At 46.8% G+C, this 17,027-nt stretch carries 16 protein-coding genes; 6 read left to right on the forward strand and 10 right to left on the reverse strand.

The genetic code is table 11. The annotated features are described in order from the left end of the window. Window positions 1-265: 265 nt before the first annotated feature. The 8 genes from B2X65_RS16670 to tsaA form a co-directional block, all read right to left on the reverse strand. Complete coding sequence (locus B2X65_RS16670; protein WP_290614566.1) at window positions 266-1,657, reverse strand: GAF domain-containing sensor histidine kinase; 1,392 nt, start codon at window positions 1,655-1,657, stop codon at window positions 266-268. 129 nt (window positions 1,658-1,786) lie between these two features. Continuing rightward, window positions 1,787-2,200, reverse strand: a complete 414-nt coding sequence (locus tag B2X65_RS16675; protein WP_290614568.1) for a DUF6691 family protein — start codon at window positions 2,198-2,200, stop codon at window positions 1,787-1,789. A 14-nt stretch (window positions 2,201-2,214) separates the two neighbouring features. After that, entirely contained in the window at window positions 2,215-2,616 is a 402-nt protein-coding gene (locus B2X65_RS16680) for a YeeE/YedE family protein (RefSeq protein ID WP_290614570.1), read from the reverse strand. Window positions 2,617-2,625: 9 nt separating this feature from the next. Next, a complete protein-coding gene (locus B2X65_RS16685; protein WP_290614572.1) occupies window positions 2,626-3,039 on the reverse strand; it encodes a rhodanese-like domain-containing protein in 414 nt (137 codons plus the stop codon). A gap of 30 nt (window positions 3,040-3,069) precedes the next feature. Beyond that, entirely contained in the window at window positions 3,070-3,819 is a 750-nt protein-coding gene (locus B2X65_RS16690) for a sulfite exporter TauE/SafE family protein (protein WP_290614574.1), read from the reverse strand. Between the two features lie 206 nt (window positions 3,820-4,025). Next, a complete protein-coding gene (locus B2X65_RS16695) occupies window positions 4,026-5,750 on the reverse strand; it encodes a proline--tRNA ligase (RefSeq protein WP_290614576.1) in 1,725 nt (574 codons plus the stop codon). Window positions 5,751-5,800: 50 nt separating this feature from the next. Next, window positions 5,801-6,859 (reverse strand): Kelch repeat-containing protein, encoded by a 1,059-nt coding sequence (locus tag B2X65_RS16700; protein ID WP_290614578.1) that lies wholly within the window; start codon window positions 6,857-6,859, stop codon window positions 5,801-5,803. Continuing rightward, window positions 6,831-7,538, reverse strand: coding sequence for a tRNA (N6-threonylcarbamoyladenosine(37)-N6)-methyltransferase TrmO (gene tsaA / locus B2X65_RS16705; RefSeq protein ID WP_290614580.1), 708 nt, complete (start codon window positions 7,536-7,538; stop codon window positions 6,831-6,833). Before tsaA ends, B2X65_RS16700 begins: the two co-directional genes overlap by 29 nt. 150 nt (window positions 7,539-7,688) lie before the next feature. Between tsaA and purU the strand changes: the two genes are divergently transcribed. Next, window positions 7,689-8,522: a formyltetrahydrofolate deformylase gene (gene purU, locus B2X65_RS16710; RefSeq protein WP_290614582.1), complete on the forward strand. Its 834-nt coding sequence runs from the start codon at window positions 7,689-7,691 to the stop codon at window positions 8,520-8,522. A 93-nt stretch (window positions 8,523-8,615) separates the two neighbouring features. Then, window positions 8,616-9,149, forward strand: a complete 534-nt coding sequence (locus B2X65_RS16715) for a hypothetical protein (protein ID WP_290614584.1) — start codon at window positions 8,616-8,618, stop codon at window positions 9,147-9,149. A gap of 19 nt (window positions 9,150-9,168) precedes the next feature. Here the strand turns inward: B2X65_RS16715 and can are convergent, their stop codons facing one another. After that, window positions 9,169-9,810: a carbonate dehydratase gene (gene can / locus B2X65_RS16720; protein WP_290614586.1), complete on the reverse strand. Its 642-nt coding sequence runs from the start codon at window positions 9,808-9,810 to the stop codon at window positions 9,169-9,171. A 202-nt stretch (window positions 9,811-10,012) separates the two neighbouring features. Between can and B2X65_RS16725 the strand changes: the two genes are divergently transcribed. The 3 genes from B2X65_RS16725 to B2X65_RS16735 all read left to right on the forward strand — a co-directional run bounded on the left by B2X65_RS16725 (window position 10,013) and on the right by B2X65_RS16735 (window position 13,505). Next, a complete protein-coding gene (locus tag B2X65_RS16725) occupies window positions 10,013-11,437 on the forward strand; it encodes a mannose-1-phosphate guanylyltransferase/mannose-6-phosphate isomerase (protein ID WP_290614588.1) in 1,425 nt (474 codons plus the stop codon). 1 nt (window position 11,438) lies between these two features. Beyond that, a complete protein-coding gene (locus B2X65_RS16730; RefSeq protein WP_290614590.1) occupies window positions 11,439-12,875 on the forward strand; it encodes a phosphomannomutase CpsG in 1,437 nt (478 codons plus the stop codon). A gap of 105 nt (window positions 12,876-12,980) precedes the next feature. Beyond that, a complete protein-coding gene (locus tag B2X65_RS16735) occupies window positions 12,981-13,505 on the forward strand; it encodes an H-NS histone family protein (RefSeq protein WP_290614592.1) in 525 nt (174 codons plus the stop codon). 114 nt (window positions 13,506-13,619) lie between these two features. On the opposite strand, the gene B2X65_RS16740 is transcribed toward B2X65_RS16735, so the two are convergent. Beyond that, a complete protein-coding gene (locus B2X65_RS16740; RefSeq protein ID WP_290614594.1) occupies window positions 13,620-14,363 on the reverse strand; it encodes a YciK family oxidoreductase in 744 nt (247 codons plus the stop codon). A gap of 239 nt (window positions 14,364-14,602) precedes the next feature. Here B2X65_RS16740 and B2X65_RS16745 point away from each other — a divergent pair, with 239 nt between their 5' ends. Next, complete coding sequence (locus B2X65_RS16745; protein WP_290614596.1) at window positions 14,603-17,008, forward strand: VolA/Pla-1 family phospholipase; 2,406 nt, start codon at window positions 14,603-14,605, stop codon at window positions 17,006-17,008. Window positions 17,009-17,027 lie beyond the last annotated feature (19 nt).

Raw genomic sequence — 17,027 nt, forward strand, 5'->3', positions numbered from 1 at the left:
TATGCTCGCGGGTTCGAGTCCCGGCAGCGAAGCCATTTATTACTTTTCAAGAACATCAGCTCAAATAATGTAAGCTTACTTAAATACTACGCGGTAGTTCAGTCGGTTGCTCTTAGCGACAAGCTTAGCCGGCCTGTCACGCCCGATCCAGTTATGCTCGCGGGTTCGAGTCCCGGTAGCTCCGCCATTTATTCCTTTTCAACAACATCAGCTCAAATAATGTAAGCTTACTTAAATACTACGCGGTAGTTCAGTCGGTTGCGTGTTACTTTGGTTGCTTTGCGCCCGGACATTTTTCAGGTAAGGTTAAGCGAAAACTGGTTCCTTTACCCATTATAGAATCTACGCTGATAGCGCCACCTAGTGTACTTGCCATCAAATTGTAAACAATAGCCAGCCCCAGACCACTGCCGCCATTACTTCTTTTTGTGGTGTAAAATGGCTCAAAAATACGTTTTTGCTCAGCTTTCTCTATCCCTTTGCCACTGTCCTTTACCGTCAGTTCAACACTGTTTTTCAGGTTTTTAGTAATAGAAAAGACAATTTGGTTGTCACTCTGTCCTGGTTCAAAAGCATGAATACACGCATTGATAACCAGATTGGTAATCACCTGGGCAATGGCACCGGGGTAGGTGGTGATGTTCACCGGTTGGTCACACTCAATAATATGATTTACATTATAGGCTTTAGTATAAGGTTTAAGGGTCGTGACCAGCGTATGAAGATAGTCTGCCAGATTAATGGTCTGAATATCGTAGCTTGATTGATCAACGGCGGTTTTTTTAAAATTAACCACCAGCTCGGCAGAGCGGTTCAGCGTGCGCTCAATCACGCCGTGACTATCACGCAACGCCATAATAGTCGTTTCCAGTTTACTGCGACTCAAAGTATTGCTAATCAGTAACGCCTGAAGTTTATCAGCAAGCTCTATACAGTGTGAGTTGGCGGTAATAGCAATGCCCAGCGGTGTATTGACTTCATGGGCTACGCCAGCGACCAACGTGCCTAAAGACGCCATTTTTTCTGATTCAACCAGTTGAGCCTGAGTGTGCTCTAATTCATGGATATGTTGTTCAAGCTGCTGGGTGCGCTCGACAACTCTTTGTTCAAGTTGTTGATTTAAAACCTCCAGCTGCTGCTGATATTTCTTTTTCTGGTTGGCAGTAAGTGCCCGGCCATACAAATCCGCCAGCGCAGCAACAAAGTGCGTTTCATCATCAGTCCAATGTTTTAACGTGTCTTTTTGTTCACAACAAATGATACCGATCATCTTGCCGCCAAAGCGGATGGGTACATCCAGCATTGACAGAATATTGGCTGGGATAAGGTAATTTTCGGTAAACTCTTTGGTCGCAGGATGGTTGCAAGCATCGTCGGCGCGAATAACACGCTGATGGTCCAGAGCGTTAAAGTAAACGGGTAAATCCTGACGATGAAAGATTGATTTTTCAGTACTTAAGGGTAAGTCGATATCAATCAATTGCTCGCAGGTAATCAGTTCGCGGTTGTCGTCAAAACACCAGAGGCTGACCCGGGAGATTTTCAGCCCGTTTAAGCAGGCTTGCAGTAGCAGCAATTCTGCTGCCTGGCTGTCGCCACTGTCGAGCACCGGGCTTAATGACACATGCAGCAGAATATTTTCAAGCGTTGTATCCACGTCAACCAACTTATTGGTTATGGCAGAGTAAACTGCCTGCTTTATTCAATGTAATCAGTTTTATAGTTACTATAGCAATGAATTAAGCCGGTGACGAACCAGCATCCTATTAATATGCCTGTTGGGATGTTATTTTTTAAGCGGTACTTTTCCTGCGATAAACCAACCAATAATCATCATCGCAACAAAACCAGCGGTGCCACTGCCGGCGGCAGGTAGGGCGGCAATCGCCGGACCAGGGCAATAACCTGCTAAACCCCAGCCAACACCAAAAATAGCCGCCCCGATCAGTAGCGACCTATCCAGCTGTTGTTTCGATGGCAGAGCAAAACCAGTGCTTAGCAGTGGCGCGCCCTTTTTTAACGATAATTTGTAGCCGATGGTATAGACTACCAACGCTGCAGCCATCACAAGCGCCAGGCTGGGATCCCAGTTACCGGTTAAATCTAAAAAGCCCAGTACTTTTTGCGGGTCAATCATTTTTGACACAGCAATACCTGCTGAGATAAGTAAGCCGGACAACAATGCAAAAAACAGTTGCATATAAACCTCACAAATTAAAAGAAACTGGCGACGACGACACCGGTGGCCATAAACATCATGGTTGCAGCAATAGAGCGTGGTGAAAAGCGACCAATTCCGCAAATACCGTGACCGGAAGTACAACCGCTGCCCCATGCCGTGCCAAGACCAACCAGTAAGCCGGCAATCAGGGTTCTGCTGTTAAGGTCGGGCGTACTAAAGCTAAAATCACTGATGGCCAAGCCGACCAATAAAGGGCCGAGTAGCAAGCCCGCTACAAAAGCCAGTCGCCAGCTACGTCCATCACGCTGAAACAGAGCCTGGCTGGCAATGCCTGAAATGCCGGCTATCCGGCCTAAAGTTACCAGCAGTAACAAGGTGCCCAGACCGATAAGGCTGCCGCCAACTAACGCTGATATCGGGGTGAAATTATCCATGCGGCGCCTCTACTTCTGCTGATTACTTTGCGTTGCTAAGTTAGCATCAAGCCAACCTTGCATACCACCGGCTACTGAGTAAACGTCATTAAACCCCATACGCTGCAATGATTCAGCTGCCAGGGCTGAGCGACCTCCGGAGCGGCAAATTAAATATAAGGGCTGTCTGGCTAACTCCGTCAGTGCAACATCGGCGGCACAGCCACTGGCAGCAACTGCAGGATGATTTGCCAGTTGCATTTCCAGTACGCCTCTTGGGTAATTAATGGCTCCGGCAATATGGCCCTGGGCAAACTCAGCGGGCTCCCGCACATCAATCAGTCGTGGCTCAGGGTTTTGCTCCAGGTAGGTTGCCAGTTCAGCAACCGTTACTTCGTTGATATTGTGCTTTGCTTCACTTATAAGTTGCTGTGCTGTTTTCATAACATGCTCCTGTAATAAAATTGACCATCTTTAAAGCACCGACTGGCTCACAACGACGATGGCCATCACCACTAAAAAAAGGGCGAAGCCACGCTGCAGGTTTTCTTTAGGCAGGCGCCGACCTATCCAGCCACCAACATAGCTGCCGACAATGCCGGCGACAATCATTAATGCAATAACAGACCAGTCAAACTGTAGTCCCTTAGCGCTGTAAACCATAAAATACTTAGTGAAGCCAACGAATGATTTCATTGCAATAATGAGCAAGCTGGTCGCAACACTGATAGCAATGGGCAGGCCTCCCATGAATACTAAAGCCGGCACGATAAGAAAGCCGCCACCAACACCAACAAAACCGGTAATAGCGCCGACCACAAGGCCATCGGCAATTACTTTGGCTTTATTAAAAACGTGCTTGCCAGCATTATCTTTGAGTTTGCTGTGCCACATGAACCACGCTGCGATAAGCATCAATAGCGCAAATACCAGCAGCTGCCAACGGCTATCAACGAGGGTGCCTACCCAGGCGCCACCATAGGTGCCCAGCATACCCGGTACGCCAAACCATAGAACATGACGCCAGCTAATCAGTCTTTTCATACCGTTGTGCACTGAACCAAATAAACTGATGCCGGCAACGATAAGTAAGGAAGAAGCTATAGCCAGCTCTGCCGACATGCCAACGAGGTACAATAGTACTGGTACTGTCAGAATAGAGCCGCCCGAGCCAAACAGGCCAAGGCTTAAACCAATAATCAATGCTCCAAATAAAGCCAGCACATCGCCCCCATATAGCAAAAAAGAATAAACATATAACTGAATTTAATTCTAAAGGGTTTTAAGGCATTCAGCAATTAAAATTTAGTATAATCTAATTTAATGGCTATGCAGAATTTTTTACAGCGGCAGAATATGGAAGGAATAAGGGAGAAGCAGACTGAGCTTAGCGTATAAAGTTAAGCGCAGTCTGTTTTAGGGTATAAGTATCAGCGACTTAATTTTTGCTGAATTTCAGTAATAACATTTGCGATATCAAGCATCATTTTTTCACCGCTGCGGCGGTTTTTATATTCAACCTGTTGGTTATCCAGATTTCGCTCACCTATTACGATAGTATGAGGTATGCCAACCAGTTCCATGTCAGCAAACATGACTCCGGGACGCTCCCGGCGATCATCAAATAAAACCTCAATGCCTGCCTCGGTTAACTGCTGATATAGCTGTTCAGTAACTTCAGCGATGCGCACTGATTTGTGCATATTCATTGGGATCAGGGCGACCTGAAATGGCGCTATGGCATCAGGCCAGATAATGCCAAAGTCATCGTGATTTTGTTCAATGGCAGCGGCAACAATCCGGGATACACCGACACCATAGCAGCCCATCGTCATGGTTTGATGTTTGCCTTCTTCGTTCAATACTCCGGCCTTAAGTGCTTTTGAGTATTTTTCACCCAATTGAAAAATATGGCCAACTTCAATACCGCGTTTAATGATGAGCTTACCCGCACCGCAGGGGCTGGGATCGCCAGCCACAATGTTACGAATATCTGCAATCTCATATTCAGTGATATCACGCGCCCAGTTAACACCGCTAAGATGATAACCATCTTTATTGGCACCGGTAACAAAATCGGCAAGATGGGCGGCGCTGCGATCCGCCACAACGCGGATGTTTAACCCTACCGGGCCCACGGAACCCGGACCCGCGCCGCACAGTGACCGGATTTGCTCATCGGTCGCAAATTGCAGCGGGCTGGCAACACCTGCCAGCTTTTCGGCTTTAAGCTCGTTTAATTCATGATCGCCACGCACCACTAATGCAATCAGTTGCTGCTTGCCATGCTCATCCGCTTTTGCAAGTACAAACAACGTTTTAGCAATGGTTGCCGCTGCAATATTTAATAGTGCAGCAACCTCGGCTACCGTACCTGCTGCCGGAGTTTCAATTTTAGTTAATGCTTTTTCAGCCGCCGGTTTGCTGCCTTCTGGTGCCAATGCTTCAGCCATTTCAATATTGGCGGCATAGTCGCTGCTGTCAGAAAATGCGATGGCATCTTCACCTGATTCAGCCAACACATGAAACTCATGTGAAACGCTGCCACCAATAGCACCGCTGTCTGCCTGCACGGGCCGGTAATCCAGGCCCAGCCGATTAAAAATATTGCAGTATGCACGGTACATGGCATCGTAAGTTTGTTGCAAACTATCCTGACCCAGGTGGAAAGAATAAGCATCCTTCATCAAAAATTCACGGGCCCGCATTACACCAAAACGCGGCCGGCGTTCGTCCCGGAATTTTGTTTGGATCTGATACACATTCAGCGGCAATTGTTTATAGCTGGTAATTTCGCGACGAACCAGATCAGTAATGACTTCTTCATGAGTCGGACCTAACACATAATCGCGTTGATGACGGTCTTTAAATCGCAACAATTCGGCGTCCATTGTTTCCCAGCGACCAGACTCCTGCCACAGCTCAGCAGGTTGCACCATTGGCAGTAATACCTCTATTGCCCCGGCTTTATTCATTTCCTGACGTACAATTTCTTCAACTTTACGCAACACGCGGACACCTGTCGGCAGATAGCTGAACATACCGGTGCCAAGCCGGCGGATCATGCCGGCTCTTAACATCAGTTTATGACTGATAATTTCGGCGTCGGAAGGCGTTTCCTTTACCGTTGATAATAAATACTGGCTGGTGCGCATGCTGCTCTCAAAAAAGTAGTCAAAAAATTGCCATCATTCTAGCAAGTCATTTAGTCAGGCAGAAGTTGAATCTGATGTTTTATTGGCTTATTTGTCACTTGCTGGTCTTCGAGCATGCCACCTATCGTATAAAGGACGCCGTCAATATTCAGCAAAGTTCGGCTATCCATGATGGCACGGCTCTGTGCTGCCGTGTGCCACTGTTGCCGGCTAACCGAATATATCCAAACCTCCGCACTGGGTGCCGTAGGGCGGCCCTGATAACTAATCCCGTTGAAAATATAGGCAGACTGGCTACCGCCAACAAATACGATAACCTGCTCGCCATTTAACTCAGTACCGGTAGCTGCCATCCTAAAGCGCGCCTTGCCGGTAGGATGGGGTACTTGCTGCCAGGCTATTTCATTCGCTTTAACGCCAATAATGCCTTGCCAGCAGGCGGGTTCCATCACAAAGGTACGTGGTGTAGCGACTGGGTATTCTACGGCAACGCCATCGCACAGCAGCAGGGTATTGCCAACAATACCTCCCGCTAAGCCCGAGACGGGTTTACCCGGATACGGAGTCGCCTGTGACCAGCGCTGAGTAAAATTATCGAACAGTTGCATCAGATTGATATTACCATGGTCACTCCAGCCGCTTGCCAGGTAGATGTAGCGGTTCTGATACGGCAATGCGACGGCATCATCTACCGGTACCGGTATATCATTAATCCGGGTGTAACGCCGGGTAACCGGGTCAAGCCGATAACTGTCAGCTGCAGTTTGCTTGCTGCCATCAGCATTAATGGTAAAACCACCGAACAGGAAAAAATTATTATTTAGTGCCACCATACTGGCACCGGCACGACCCGTAAGCCGCTGCTGGCTTGGCACTGCCGGTAATTCGGTCCAGCCAAATTCATCCAGGGTATGCATCCATACTTTGTTATGCAGATCAGTGCTTTGTTTGCCAGGACCCATGCCCAGAGCACTGACGATATAGGTTTTGCCTCGTACGGTGGTGCTTGCCACACTATTATTGCTTACCGGCTCAGGTAAGTCGGGTATCGCAATGCTACTGGCTGTAGCCGTCAGCAAACTAAGGTAGCTGAGAGATTTCAGTAACATGGTTGTGGTCTCCATTGACAGTCCATTTAATATTAAAGTGGTACAGCGTCATACCGTAATGTTGTTCAGCATCGCGTTGTTTTTTATAGGATGGCCGGGGATCCTGTTTTAATACTTTTTCTATAAGTAACGCTAATTCCGGATGCTTTTTCTGAGCCAGGCAAAATGCGTTGGCTTGCTCACTAAAAGTAACCGCCATCCCGGTTTGTGGTGCGCTGTCAGCAAAGCCACCAGCCGCTTCAGGCAGGGCATCAGCATAGGGTAAATACGGTTTAATGTCTAAAATGGGCGTACCATCCAGCAAATCTATACCGCTAAGCTCCAGCACCAGATTACTATTACGCCGGTAAACCCTTTCCAGTTTAACGACGGACAGGCCAATTGGATTAGGTCTGAACGTTGCCCGGGTGGCAAAAACGCCTTTTCGGGCGTTGCCCCCCAGCCGCGGCGGTCTGACTAAAGGCGACCAGCCCTTGCTGGCGGTTTCATGAAATACGAAAACCAGCCACAAATGACTGAATGCCTCAATGCCGCGCACAATATCATCTTCTGCATAGGGCGGCGCCAGTACCAGTCTGCCTCTTGCTTCGGCAATTAAACCGGGTTGACGGGGAATCGCAAACTTTTGTTTATAAGGCGACTCGACAGTACCTATTACCTGAAACTGAAAAGAACTCATTTTGGTCTACACACCGCCAGCATGATCAATCGGGCATTATGCAGTTGCAATTGCGAAACAACAAGCGCAAGCAAAGACGTCTGAATATCTTTGACGCTAGATGGTTATTGCGCAAGAATAACGTAGCCAATGTTAATTTAAGAGTAAAAGATGGAACGAAAAACCCTGTTAACAGAATGCCCTGACTCAAAAGGGCTTATCGCTCAAATTACCAATATTTGTTACAAGCATCAGCTTAATATTATTCGCAATACCGAATATGTTGACCCGGTAACAGGCCAGTTTTATATGCGAACCGTGCTGGAAGGAGTATTCAATGACACCACGTTACTATTCGATCTGGACCGTGCATTACCGCCCGGCAGTCGCCGCAGCTTGTTAAGTGATGGTGCCAAAAAAGTGGTAATACTCGTTACCAGAGAAGCGCACTGCCTGGGCGATATTTTAATTAAGGTATTTGATGGCTCGCTGGCGTTAGATATCGCCGCAATTGTCGGTAATTATCCACAGCTGAGCAGCCTGGCTGACAAGTTTGAGATCCCTTATCACTATATCAGCCATCAGGGGCTTGGTCGCGCCGAGCATGAACAGCAGCTTCTGGCAACCATAGCACCCTATCAACCCGATTATTTAGTGCTTGCCAAGTTTATGCGAATTCTGACTGCCGATTTTGTCGCACAGTACCGCAACAGAATTATCAATATACATCATAGCTTTTTACCGGCCTTTATTGGTGCAAACCCTTATCAGCAAGCGTTTGAACGTGGGGTGAAAATTATTGGCGCCACCGCGCATTTTGTGAATGAACAGTTAGATGAAGGCCCGATTATTGAACAGATGGTTCGCACTGTCGATCATAACTTCAGTGCTGACGATATGGCCAAAGCGGGTCGGGATGTTGAAAAAGCGGCCTTAAGCAGAGCCTTGCAGCTGGTGGTTGAAAATCGGGTGCTGGTGCATGGCAATAAAACGGTGGTGCTGTAACGGGCGTTTACATTGTGCATATTATCTTTAATACTGGAGCAAATCGTTACACGTTAGCCAAGTCGTTACACGATAACAAAAAGGAACATGGTTATGAAAATACTGCTGTTGTTGTGCAGCATGCTATTTACAGCAGCTATTGGGGCTGCAGAAACCGGCGCACTGCACCCTAAATTAGAGGTATTCAGACCTTATCTTGGTCAATACTGGCAAGGTAACCTTGCCGAGCCTGGCAGCACTAAGGCGGTTATTGATCGCTCTCACTGGTTCCGGGCATTAAATGGCCAGGCAATAAAAACGGTGCACTCTATTAATCATGGTGAGTATGGTGGCGAGTCTTTTATTTTTTGGGACGAAGCTAAAAACAGTCTGGCGTACTATTATTTTACAACGGCTGGATTTTATACCTATGGCACGATGCAATTTAATCCGCAAAGTGGCGAAATTACCGCGCTGGAAAATGTTGAGAACAACCAGAACGGCATTACACAGGTTAAATCACACAGTAAAATTATGCCTGATGGTACTCTGGAGGTTCGCTCGACCTATTTACAGAATGAGCAATGGGTGCAAGGACACAGTGCGGTATATCAACCCGTTGCACCTCAGGAAATCATTTTTAAATAGCTGGCTACGCAGCTTACTATCAGCTTTCAAGCGGGTCCATAGCATAGATGTCGTCTATTTTATCGGCACAAGAGTGACTGACCCGCAGATCTTTAACTCTGCCATTGCGCAAACTGTATACCCAGCCATGGATAGCCAGAGGTTGTCCCCGTTCCCAGGCTTCCTGCACAAAGCTGGTATGACATAAATTGCGTACCTGCTCCATCACATTCAGTTCAATTAAACGGTTAAGTCGTTCATTGTCATCGGCATAACTGTCAACTTCTTCGCGATGCATGGCGTAAACGTCTTTCACATTGCGCAACCAGTTGTCTACAAAGCCAACCCGTTGTTTCATCATGGCCGCTTTAACACCACCACAGCCATAATGTCCCACGACCAAAATATGTTTTACTTTTAAAATATCAATCGCATACTGCAAAACCGATAAGCAGTTCATATCAGAATGCAACACTAAATTGGCGACATTTCGGTGAACAAACAGCTCGCCAGGCAACAGACCGACAATTTCATTGGCCGGAACTCTACTGTCAGAGCAGCCAATCCATAAATACTCCGGTGCCTGTTGTTCTGATAGTTGTTTAAAAAAACCCGGTTGCTCACGTTCGATCCGATCGGCCCAGTTTTTATTGTTAATAAATAAATCTTTAAATTTTGGCATAACACTGATCCTGCTAAAAAGTTCGCGTTAAGATAGCCGATTCTACCTTATTTAAGAGCACCGACCACCCTAATTTAGTTCTGATGGTTCAGGTTGTCATTGATATTAACGGTCATATTCGGGGTGACGTTTGCTAAAAAAGCTGGCTATACTAAGCGCTGTCAGTCATTTTTTCTTATGGAAAGTATCGCAAGGAGTTGCAATGATCCCGGTAATCTTATCTGGCGGGTCGGGTACCCGGCTCTGGCCTTTGTCACGTGCAAAAAAACCTAAACAATTTCTGTCCTTGGTTAACGAAAAAAGTATGCTGCAAAATACCTTGCTGCGCTTGAGGGGCCTTGAACAGCTGGCACCACCCATAGTAGTTTGCAATGAAGATCATCGGTTTATGGTAGCTGAGCAGCTGCGCGAGCTGAAGATTGGTGACGCCTGCATTATGCTTGAGCCGGTGGGCCGTAATACGGCGCCTGCTATTGCGATAGCGGCTATTCAGGCCATGCAGTTGCAGCAACAGCAACAAGATCCGGTGTTACTTGTGTTGGCGGCTGATCATGTTATTCAGGATATTCCTGCATTTCAGCAAGCGGTAATGGAAGCTCAGCTGGCAGCTGAAGCGGGAAAATTAGTCACCTTTGGCATCGTGCCGGTGTCAGCACATACCGGGTATGGCTATATCAGACATAGTCAGCAAAATATTGATCAGATACCTAATACTTATCAGGTCACTGAGTTTAAAGAAAAGCCCGACAGAAAAACGGCAGAACATTATCTGGCATCAGGCGAATACTGCTGGAACAGCGGCATGTTTATGTTCAAAGCCAGCAGCTTGTTGGCTGAGCTTGAAAAATTTGCACCAGAGATTGTAAAAGCATGTCGGTTAGCGGTGACCACTGCCAGTCAGGATTTAGATTTCGTCAGGGTAGACAATGAAGCATTTAGCACCAGCCCGGCCGACTCGCTGGATTATGCCGTGCTGGAGAAGTCTGACAATACCGTAATGGTGCCACTTAACGCGGGCTGGAGTGATGTTGGCAGTTATGACGCGCTTTGGGATGTGATGGCAAAAGATGCCGAGGGCAATGCCTGTCGGGGTGATGTAATGCTGGAGGCAACCCGCAACAGTTATATCAACGCCGAAGAGAAACTGGTCGCCGTTATTGGTTTAGACAATGTGATAGTAGTAGAAACCAAAGACGCGGTTTTGGTGGCAAACAAAAATGATATTCAACAAGTAAAAAGTATTGTGCAACGACTACAAAGTTATGGCCGCAGCGAAGTGGATTTGCATCGGGAAGTGTTCCGGCCCTGGGGCAAATATGACTCAGTTGATCAGGGAAAGCGCTACCAGGTAAAACATATTACGGTAAAACCCGGCGCAAAATTGTCGGTACAAAAACATCATCATCGGGCAGAGCACTGGGTAGTGGTAAGTGGCACTGCGTTGGTTAGAAACGGTGATGAAGAATTTATGGTTACTGAGAATGAGTCGACCTTTATACCGATTGGGGTTGTTCATTCGCTGGAAAATCCCGGTAAAATTCCACTGGAATTAATTGAAGTTCAGTCTGGCAGTTACCTTGGGGAAGACGACATAGTACGTTTTGCCGATAAGTATGGCCGGGAGTAATATGAACTCACTATCCTGCTTTAAAGCATATGACATTCGGGGCAAACTGGGTGAGGAGTTAAATGAGCAAATTGCCTACAGCATTGGTCGTGCCTATGCCAGAGTCATTAAACCGGCTACGGTTGCAGTCGGGGGCGACATACGCCATAGCTCAGAGTCGCTTAAATTAGCGCTGACGCTGGGCTTACTTACCGAAGGTGTTGATGTCCTTGATTTAGGCATGACCGGGACTGAAGAAATCTATTTCGCCGCACAACATCTGGCTATTGATGGCGCCATTGAAGTGACCGCCAGCCATAACCCTATTGACTACAACGGCATGAAGTTAGTCAAAGCTCAGTCCAGGCCAATAAGCGGTGACAGTGGGCTTTTTGCTATTCGTGATGAAACTGCGCGGTTACAATCGGAATTATTTTCGCCATCGGCGTTGGCGACATTAACCCTGCAAAGTAAAACACTGGCAGCTAATGAAAAATGGCATTCTGGCAACGCGAGCTACCAGAAAAGTAGTATTCTAAAACCCTATATTAAGCATTTGCTCAGCTATATCACCCCCGTCAATATTCAACCACTAAAGCTGGTTGTTAATTCGGGTAATGGTGCTGCAGGGCATGTCGTGGATGCGCTGGAGCAAGCTTTCGTTGAGCATGCTATCCCGATACATTTTGTAAAAATACATCATCAGCCAGACGGCAGTTTCCCGAATGGTATCCCAAACCCGTTGCTGATTGAAAATCGTCAGGCAACTTCAGATGCAGTGCGCCAGCATCAGGCCAATTTTGGTATCGCCTGGGATGGCGATTTTGATCGTTGTTTTCTATTTGATGAGCAAGGGCATTTCATCGAAGGCTATTATATTGTTGGGTTGCTGGCTGCGGCGTTTTTAAAAAAAGAACCCGGTGCCAAAATTATTCATGACCCACGTTTATACTGGAATACTGAAGCGGTATGTCGGCAATATAATGGTAAGGCAATATGCAGTAAAACAGGCCACGCTTTCATAAAAGAAAGAATGCGTAAAGAAGATGCCGTTTATGGTGGGGAAATGAGTGCCCATCATTATTTTCGTGACTTTTCATATTGTGACAGTGGTATGATCCCCTGGCTACTTGTAGCAGAGTTATTATCATTATCAGGTAAAAAATTATCACAATTGGTACAGCAAATGATTGCTGACTATCCCTCTTCCGGTGAACTAAATTTTAATATTGCTAACCCTCTGCAGGTAATTTCTAAATTAGCAGAGCGCTATGCACAAGAGGCTGCTGAGATTGATGATATTGATGGGTTAAGTATGAAGTTTGCTGATTGGCGTTTTAATCTTCGCGTGTCTAATACAGAAAACGTCGTTAGATTAAACGTTGAAACTAACGCTGATATTAAGTTAATGGAGCAAAAGACAGCTGAATTAAAATCTTTATTAACTGAGCCTGAATAGATGTAGTTTTTTTATAATTATATCTTGAGTTAAAAGTCTTTGGCTGCTTTATTTAGTCGCTTAAATTGCTTATTCTTTATGAAATTTTATGTAAAGGAGCGAATCGTGTCTTTATTATTAGATAAAAAAGAGTTAAAAAAAGCCGCCAAAGAATTAAACCTGGTTAAACTTACCGATGTTATTGAAACCCTGAATGGCGTTTTGGCAGAGCGTCAGCAAGAAGTGGAATTAATTGCGCAGCTAGAGGGAATGGCTAAAGCGCAGGGGTACACCATGGAGCAGCTTGGCTACAAACAAAGCAGTGATGTTGTGGTAGCAGAGAGCTCAGACAGCGGCAGTTCAAAAAGGCCAGTGAAGCCAAAGTTTAAAACGATAAACAAAGACAGTCAGTTTTTTTATGTCGAAAATGGTCAGCTTCAGCTGTTACGCACGCATACGATGAAGAAAGGTTTGCAGCAACGTGGTATTCAGGTAGTACCACTTGCCAAGGTAGATAAAAAATTCGCCAAGGATATCGATAAGCTTATTGCCGATGCCACCGCGCAGGCTGTTGAGAATTTTAATAGTAAAGTTGCCATCTGGAATGAATGGGCAGTGGCTAACGGTGGCGAGATATTAGAGAAACGCTGAGCGAATAAATTGCGGTAGCACTATTAGCATTAGCACTATTATCCAGTAGTACTCTTAACAATAAAAAACCGGCGTTAACGCCGGTTTTTTTAATTTAGTCCGTTGACGCTTGTGTTACTTTGGTTGTGCATCCAGTGATTTTCCATTTTCAGATTTACTGTCATCGGCCATTAAATACACATAAAGCCACATTAAATCTTCCGGTGTTTTTAAACGCATCGGATCTTCTCCCGGGTAGGCTTTCGCGCGCATGGCGGTGCGGGTTGCGCCCGGATTAATACAATTAACCCGAATGGAGCTGCCAGCATATTCATCAGCCATGACCTGCATCAACCCCTCTGTTGCAAATTTTGATACGGCATAAGGACCCCAGTACGCACGGCCAACGCGGCCCACGCCAGATGAAGTGAATACGACAGAGGCCGCCGGCGCTTTTTTAAGAACCGGTATTAATGCCTGAGTCATTAACATGGCAGCGGTGACGTTTATTTGCATAATGTCATGCCAACTTGCCAGATTAATGTGCTCGAAGGGGCTAAGCACACCCAGCAAGCCTGCATTGTGCAGCACGCCGTCGAGTTTACCGAACTCACGCGCTATGGTGGTCGCCATGTCGTTATAATGAGAGGATGTAGCGCCTTTCAAATCAAGTGGCACTATTGCTGGTTCTGCGCCGCCTGCCGCAATAATTTCATCGTATACCGCTTCAAGCTTTTTTACTGTTTTCCCAAGCAAAATAACGGTTGCGCCATATTTGGCGTATGTGAGCGCAGCAGACCGACCAATGCCATCACCGGCGCCGGTGACTAAAATAACTTTATTTTGTAACGCCGCTGCCGGCGCGTTGTAGTTATTCATAAAATCTAACCTGTTAGCATTGAAAAACGGCGCAAGCATACGCTTAAAACAACTATTTTGCATCTTTCTTGCTACCAACTGTATTTTTGCGCTAGCGATCTGTCAGACTTTGAGTTAACTTTAACTGGTCGTAGCTGTTCGCAAAGAACAGCCACTTTAAACGAAAAAGAATTCGTAATAAGCAAAGCAAGGTTTTGCTTTGCAATAAAAAAATAAAGCGTTTAGGACGGGGAGAAATTATGAAAAAGCTTGCTATTAGTATCGCTGTTGCGGCGGCGGTCGGTCTGGCTGGTTGCGGTGATTCGTTGGAAGATTTAAAACAAGAAGCTGCACAACCAGGTGGAACAGTTGTACCTGCATCACGAGTGATTTTTGACCCAACCGCAAGTCGGGTATCGGTACCAAACGATTTACTGTTCCAGGGAACCACTGACGGTACATTAACATTGGACAGTGGCGCTAACCCAGATTACACCAACCCTCAGGTGGCTTTAGGTGCGCTTGATGGCTGGTCAACCCAGAATCCATTTGCCATTGACCTAAGCTTTCCGCCAGGTGTAACGCTCAATGCGGATACTGCACAAGCCCCAGGCGCAGTGCGGGTATTTAAAGCATTAATGGGTGATCCGGCATCACCTGAAGCCGCCTGTACCTCAGTACCGCGTGGTGCTGCGTGTCAAATTGTGGAAGAACTGCAATTTGGGCAAGACTTTGTTACCGCCGGGCGTGGTAACAGCGTTGCGGTTATTCCGTTAAAGCCATTAGATAACGCAACAACTTATTTGCTGGCACTTACCGACGTATTGCAAGATAGTACTGGTGAGTCAATTAAGCCCTCGACAACTTATGAGCTGGTTAAACAGGATATTACCACCTTACCGTTAGCCAGTGCTTCTCAGCGTGCATTGCAAGGTGTGATCAATAGCTTTGAAAATGTCATGGCCAGAGACGAAGGTGTTAATAAAGACAATATTATTTACACTGCTGCCATTACCACGCAGTCAGTAGGCGCTGTATTATCAACGTTAAAGCAGTTAATGGCCTCACCGACACCAACAGGCTATGGTCCGTCTGCTTTAGTTGTTAACAATACGGGTTTAACGGTATCGCAATTAAACCCTGCTTTTGCTGGCAGTCCGGCATTTGCGATAACCCGTTATTACACCGGTACATTAACCCTGCCTTATTATCTGGGCATGCCTACGGAAGCGAACCCGAGGGCACCGCTCAATGCACGCTGGATGGCCCGTTGTGACAGTGGTGCGACACTGGCTGCTTTGCCTGCTTCGATGAAACCTGAGAGCCCAGTATCTGAAAATGATGGCGCTTGCCAGGCGTTTAGTGGCGGTGCATTGCGCGATTTAGGTGTTGACCCTGCGCGTCACCTGACCAAGTTCAATACCATTCCTAAGATCAACAGTTATCAGGCGGTTGATGTGCAGATGACCGTGCCAGATGCGAACGTTATCACGATGCCTGAAGCCGGTTGGCCGGTTGTTATTTTGCAACATGGTATCACCTCGCGTCGCTCGGATATGCTGGCCATTACCGGCACGTTGGCGTCGCAAGGTTTTGCTACAGTGGCAATTGACCATCCGCTGCATGGCGATCGTGGTTTTACCGCTGAAGTTCAGAATGCTGAGGGGCAGACGTCAACCCTGACCTTCAACGCTTCGACAAACTCTGCAACTGACTATATGAACCTGTCTAACTTGCTGGTTACCCGTGATAACTTACGGCAAAGTATTGCAGATATGCTGGCGTTGCGTTTAGCACTTAACTTTATACAGGGTGTTGATTTAGATACCAGTCGGGTGCAGTTTTTAGGTCATTCGCTCGGTGGCATAACTGGCACGTCTATGGTGGCGCTGGCAAATACCAGTACTGGTAACGCGCAGTTAGATGCACTTTACAGTGTTGAAACCGCCGCACTGGCAATGCCTGGTGGCGCGGTCGCTAACTTCCTGCTTGACTCAGCAGCCTTTGGTCCGTTGATTAAAGCAAGCGTAATGCTAGGTGCTGGTGGTGAGCTTACCAGTCAATTTGTCACTTATGTTGCTACTAATACCAATTGTGGCGTGCCAACGGCAGCAACTGCAGCTAGCTATCCTGCATGTGCTGCACCTGTGGTTAATGCTTACCTGATGACTTTAACTGAACCCGCTAATGCGGCTCAGCAAGCGCGGGTATCGGCAACTCTGAGCCAGTTTGCATTTGCGGCGCAGACGGTAACTGACGCCGGCGACCCAAATAACTATGCTGAGCGTATGGTAAATAGTGAAACGCCAGTATACATGATTGAAGTCGTGGGCGACGGTATGGACAACCTGCCTGATCAGGTTATTCCTAATGGTTTCTTCAACCCATTAGCAGCGCTGGCTGCTGGTAGAATGCCATTAGCGGGTACTGAGCCTTTAGCCCGCTTACTAGGTGCCGATGCTATTCCTGCAGCTGCGGGCGGCTGGAGCCTTGAAGGTGGCAATGCTATTGCAAGGTTTAATGCTGGTAACCATAGCTCTATTTTAAGCCCGGCGGGTAGCCCGGCAGCAACTCAGGAGATGCAAACGCAAAGCGTAACCTTCTTCTTAAACAGAGGTCAGGCAGTGTTGGTATCTAACCCTGCCGTGTTAGCTAGCGGAAACTAACTGAGTAAGCTATAACAAA

It is taken from the genome of Arsukibacterium sp. UBA3155, assembly GCA_002364615.1.
Taxonomy (GTDB): domain Bacteria; phylum Pseudomonadota; class Gammaproteobacteria; order Enterobacterales; family Alteromonadaceae; genus Alishewanella.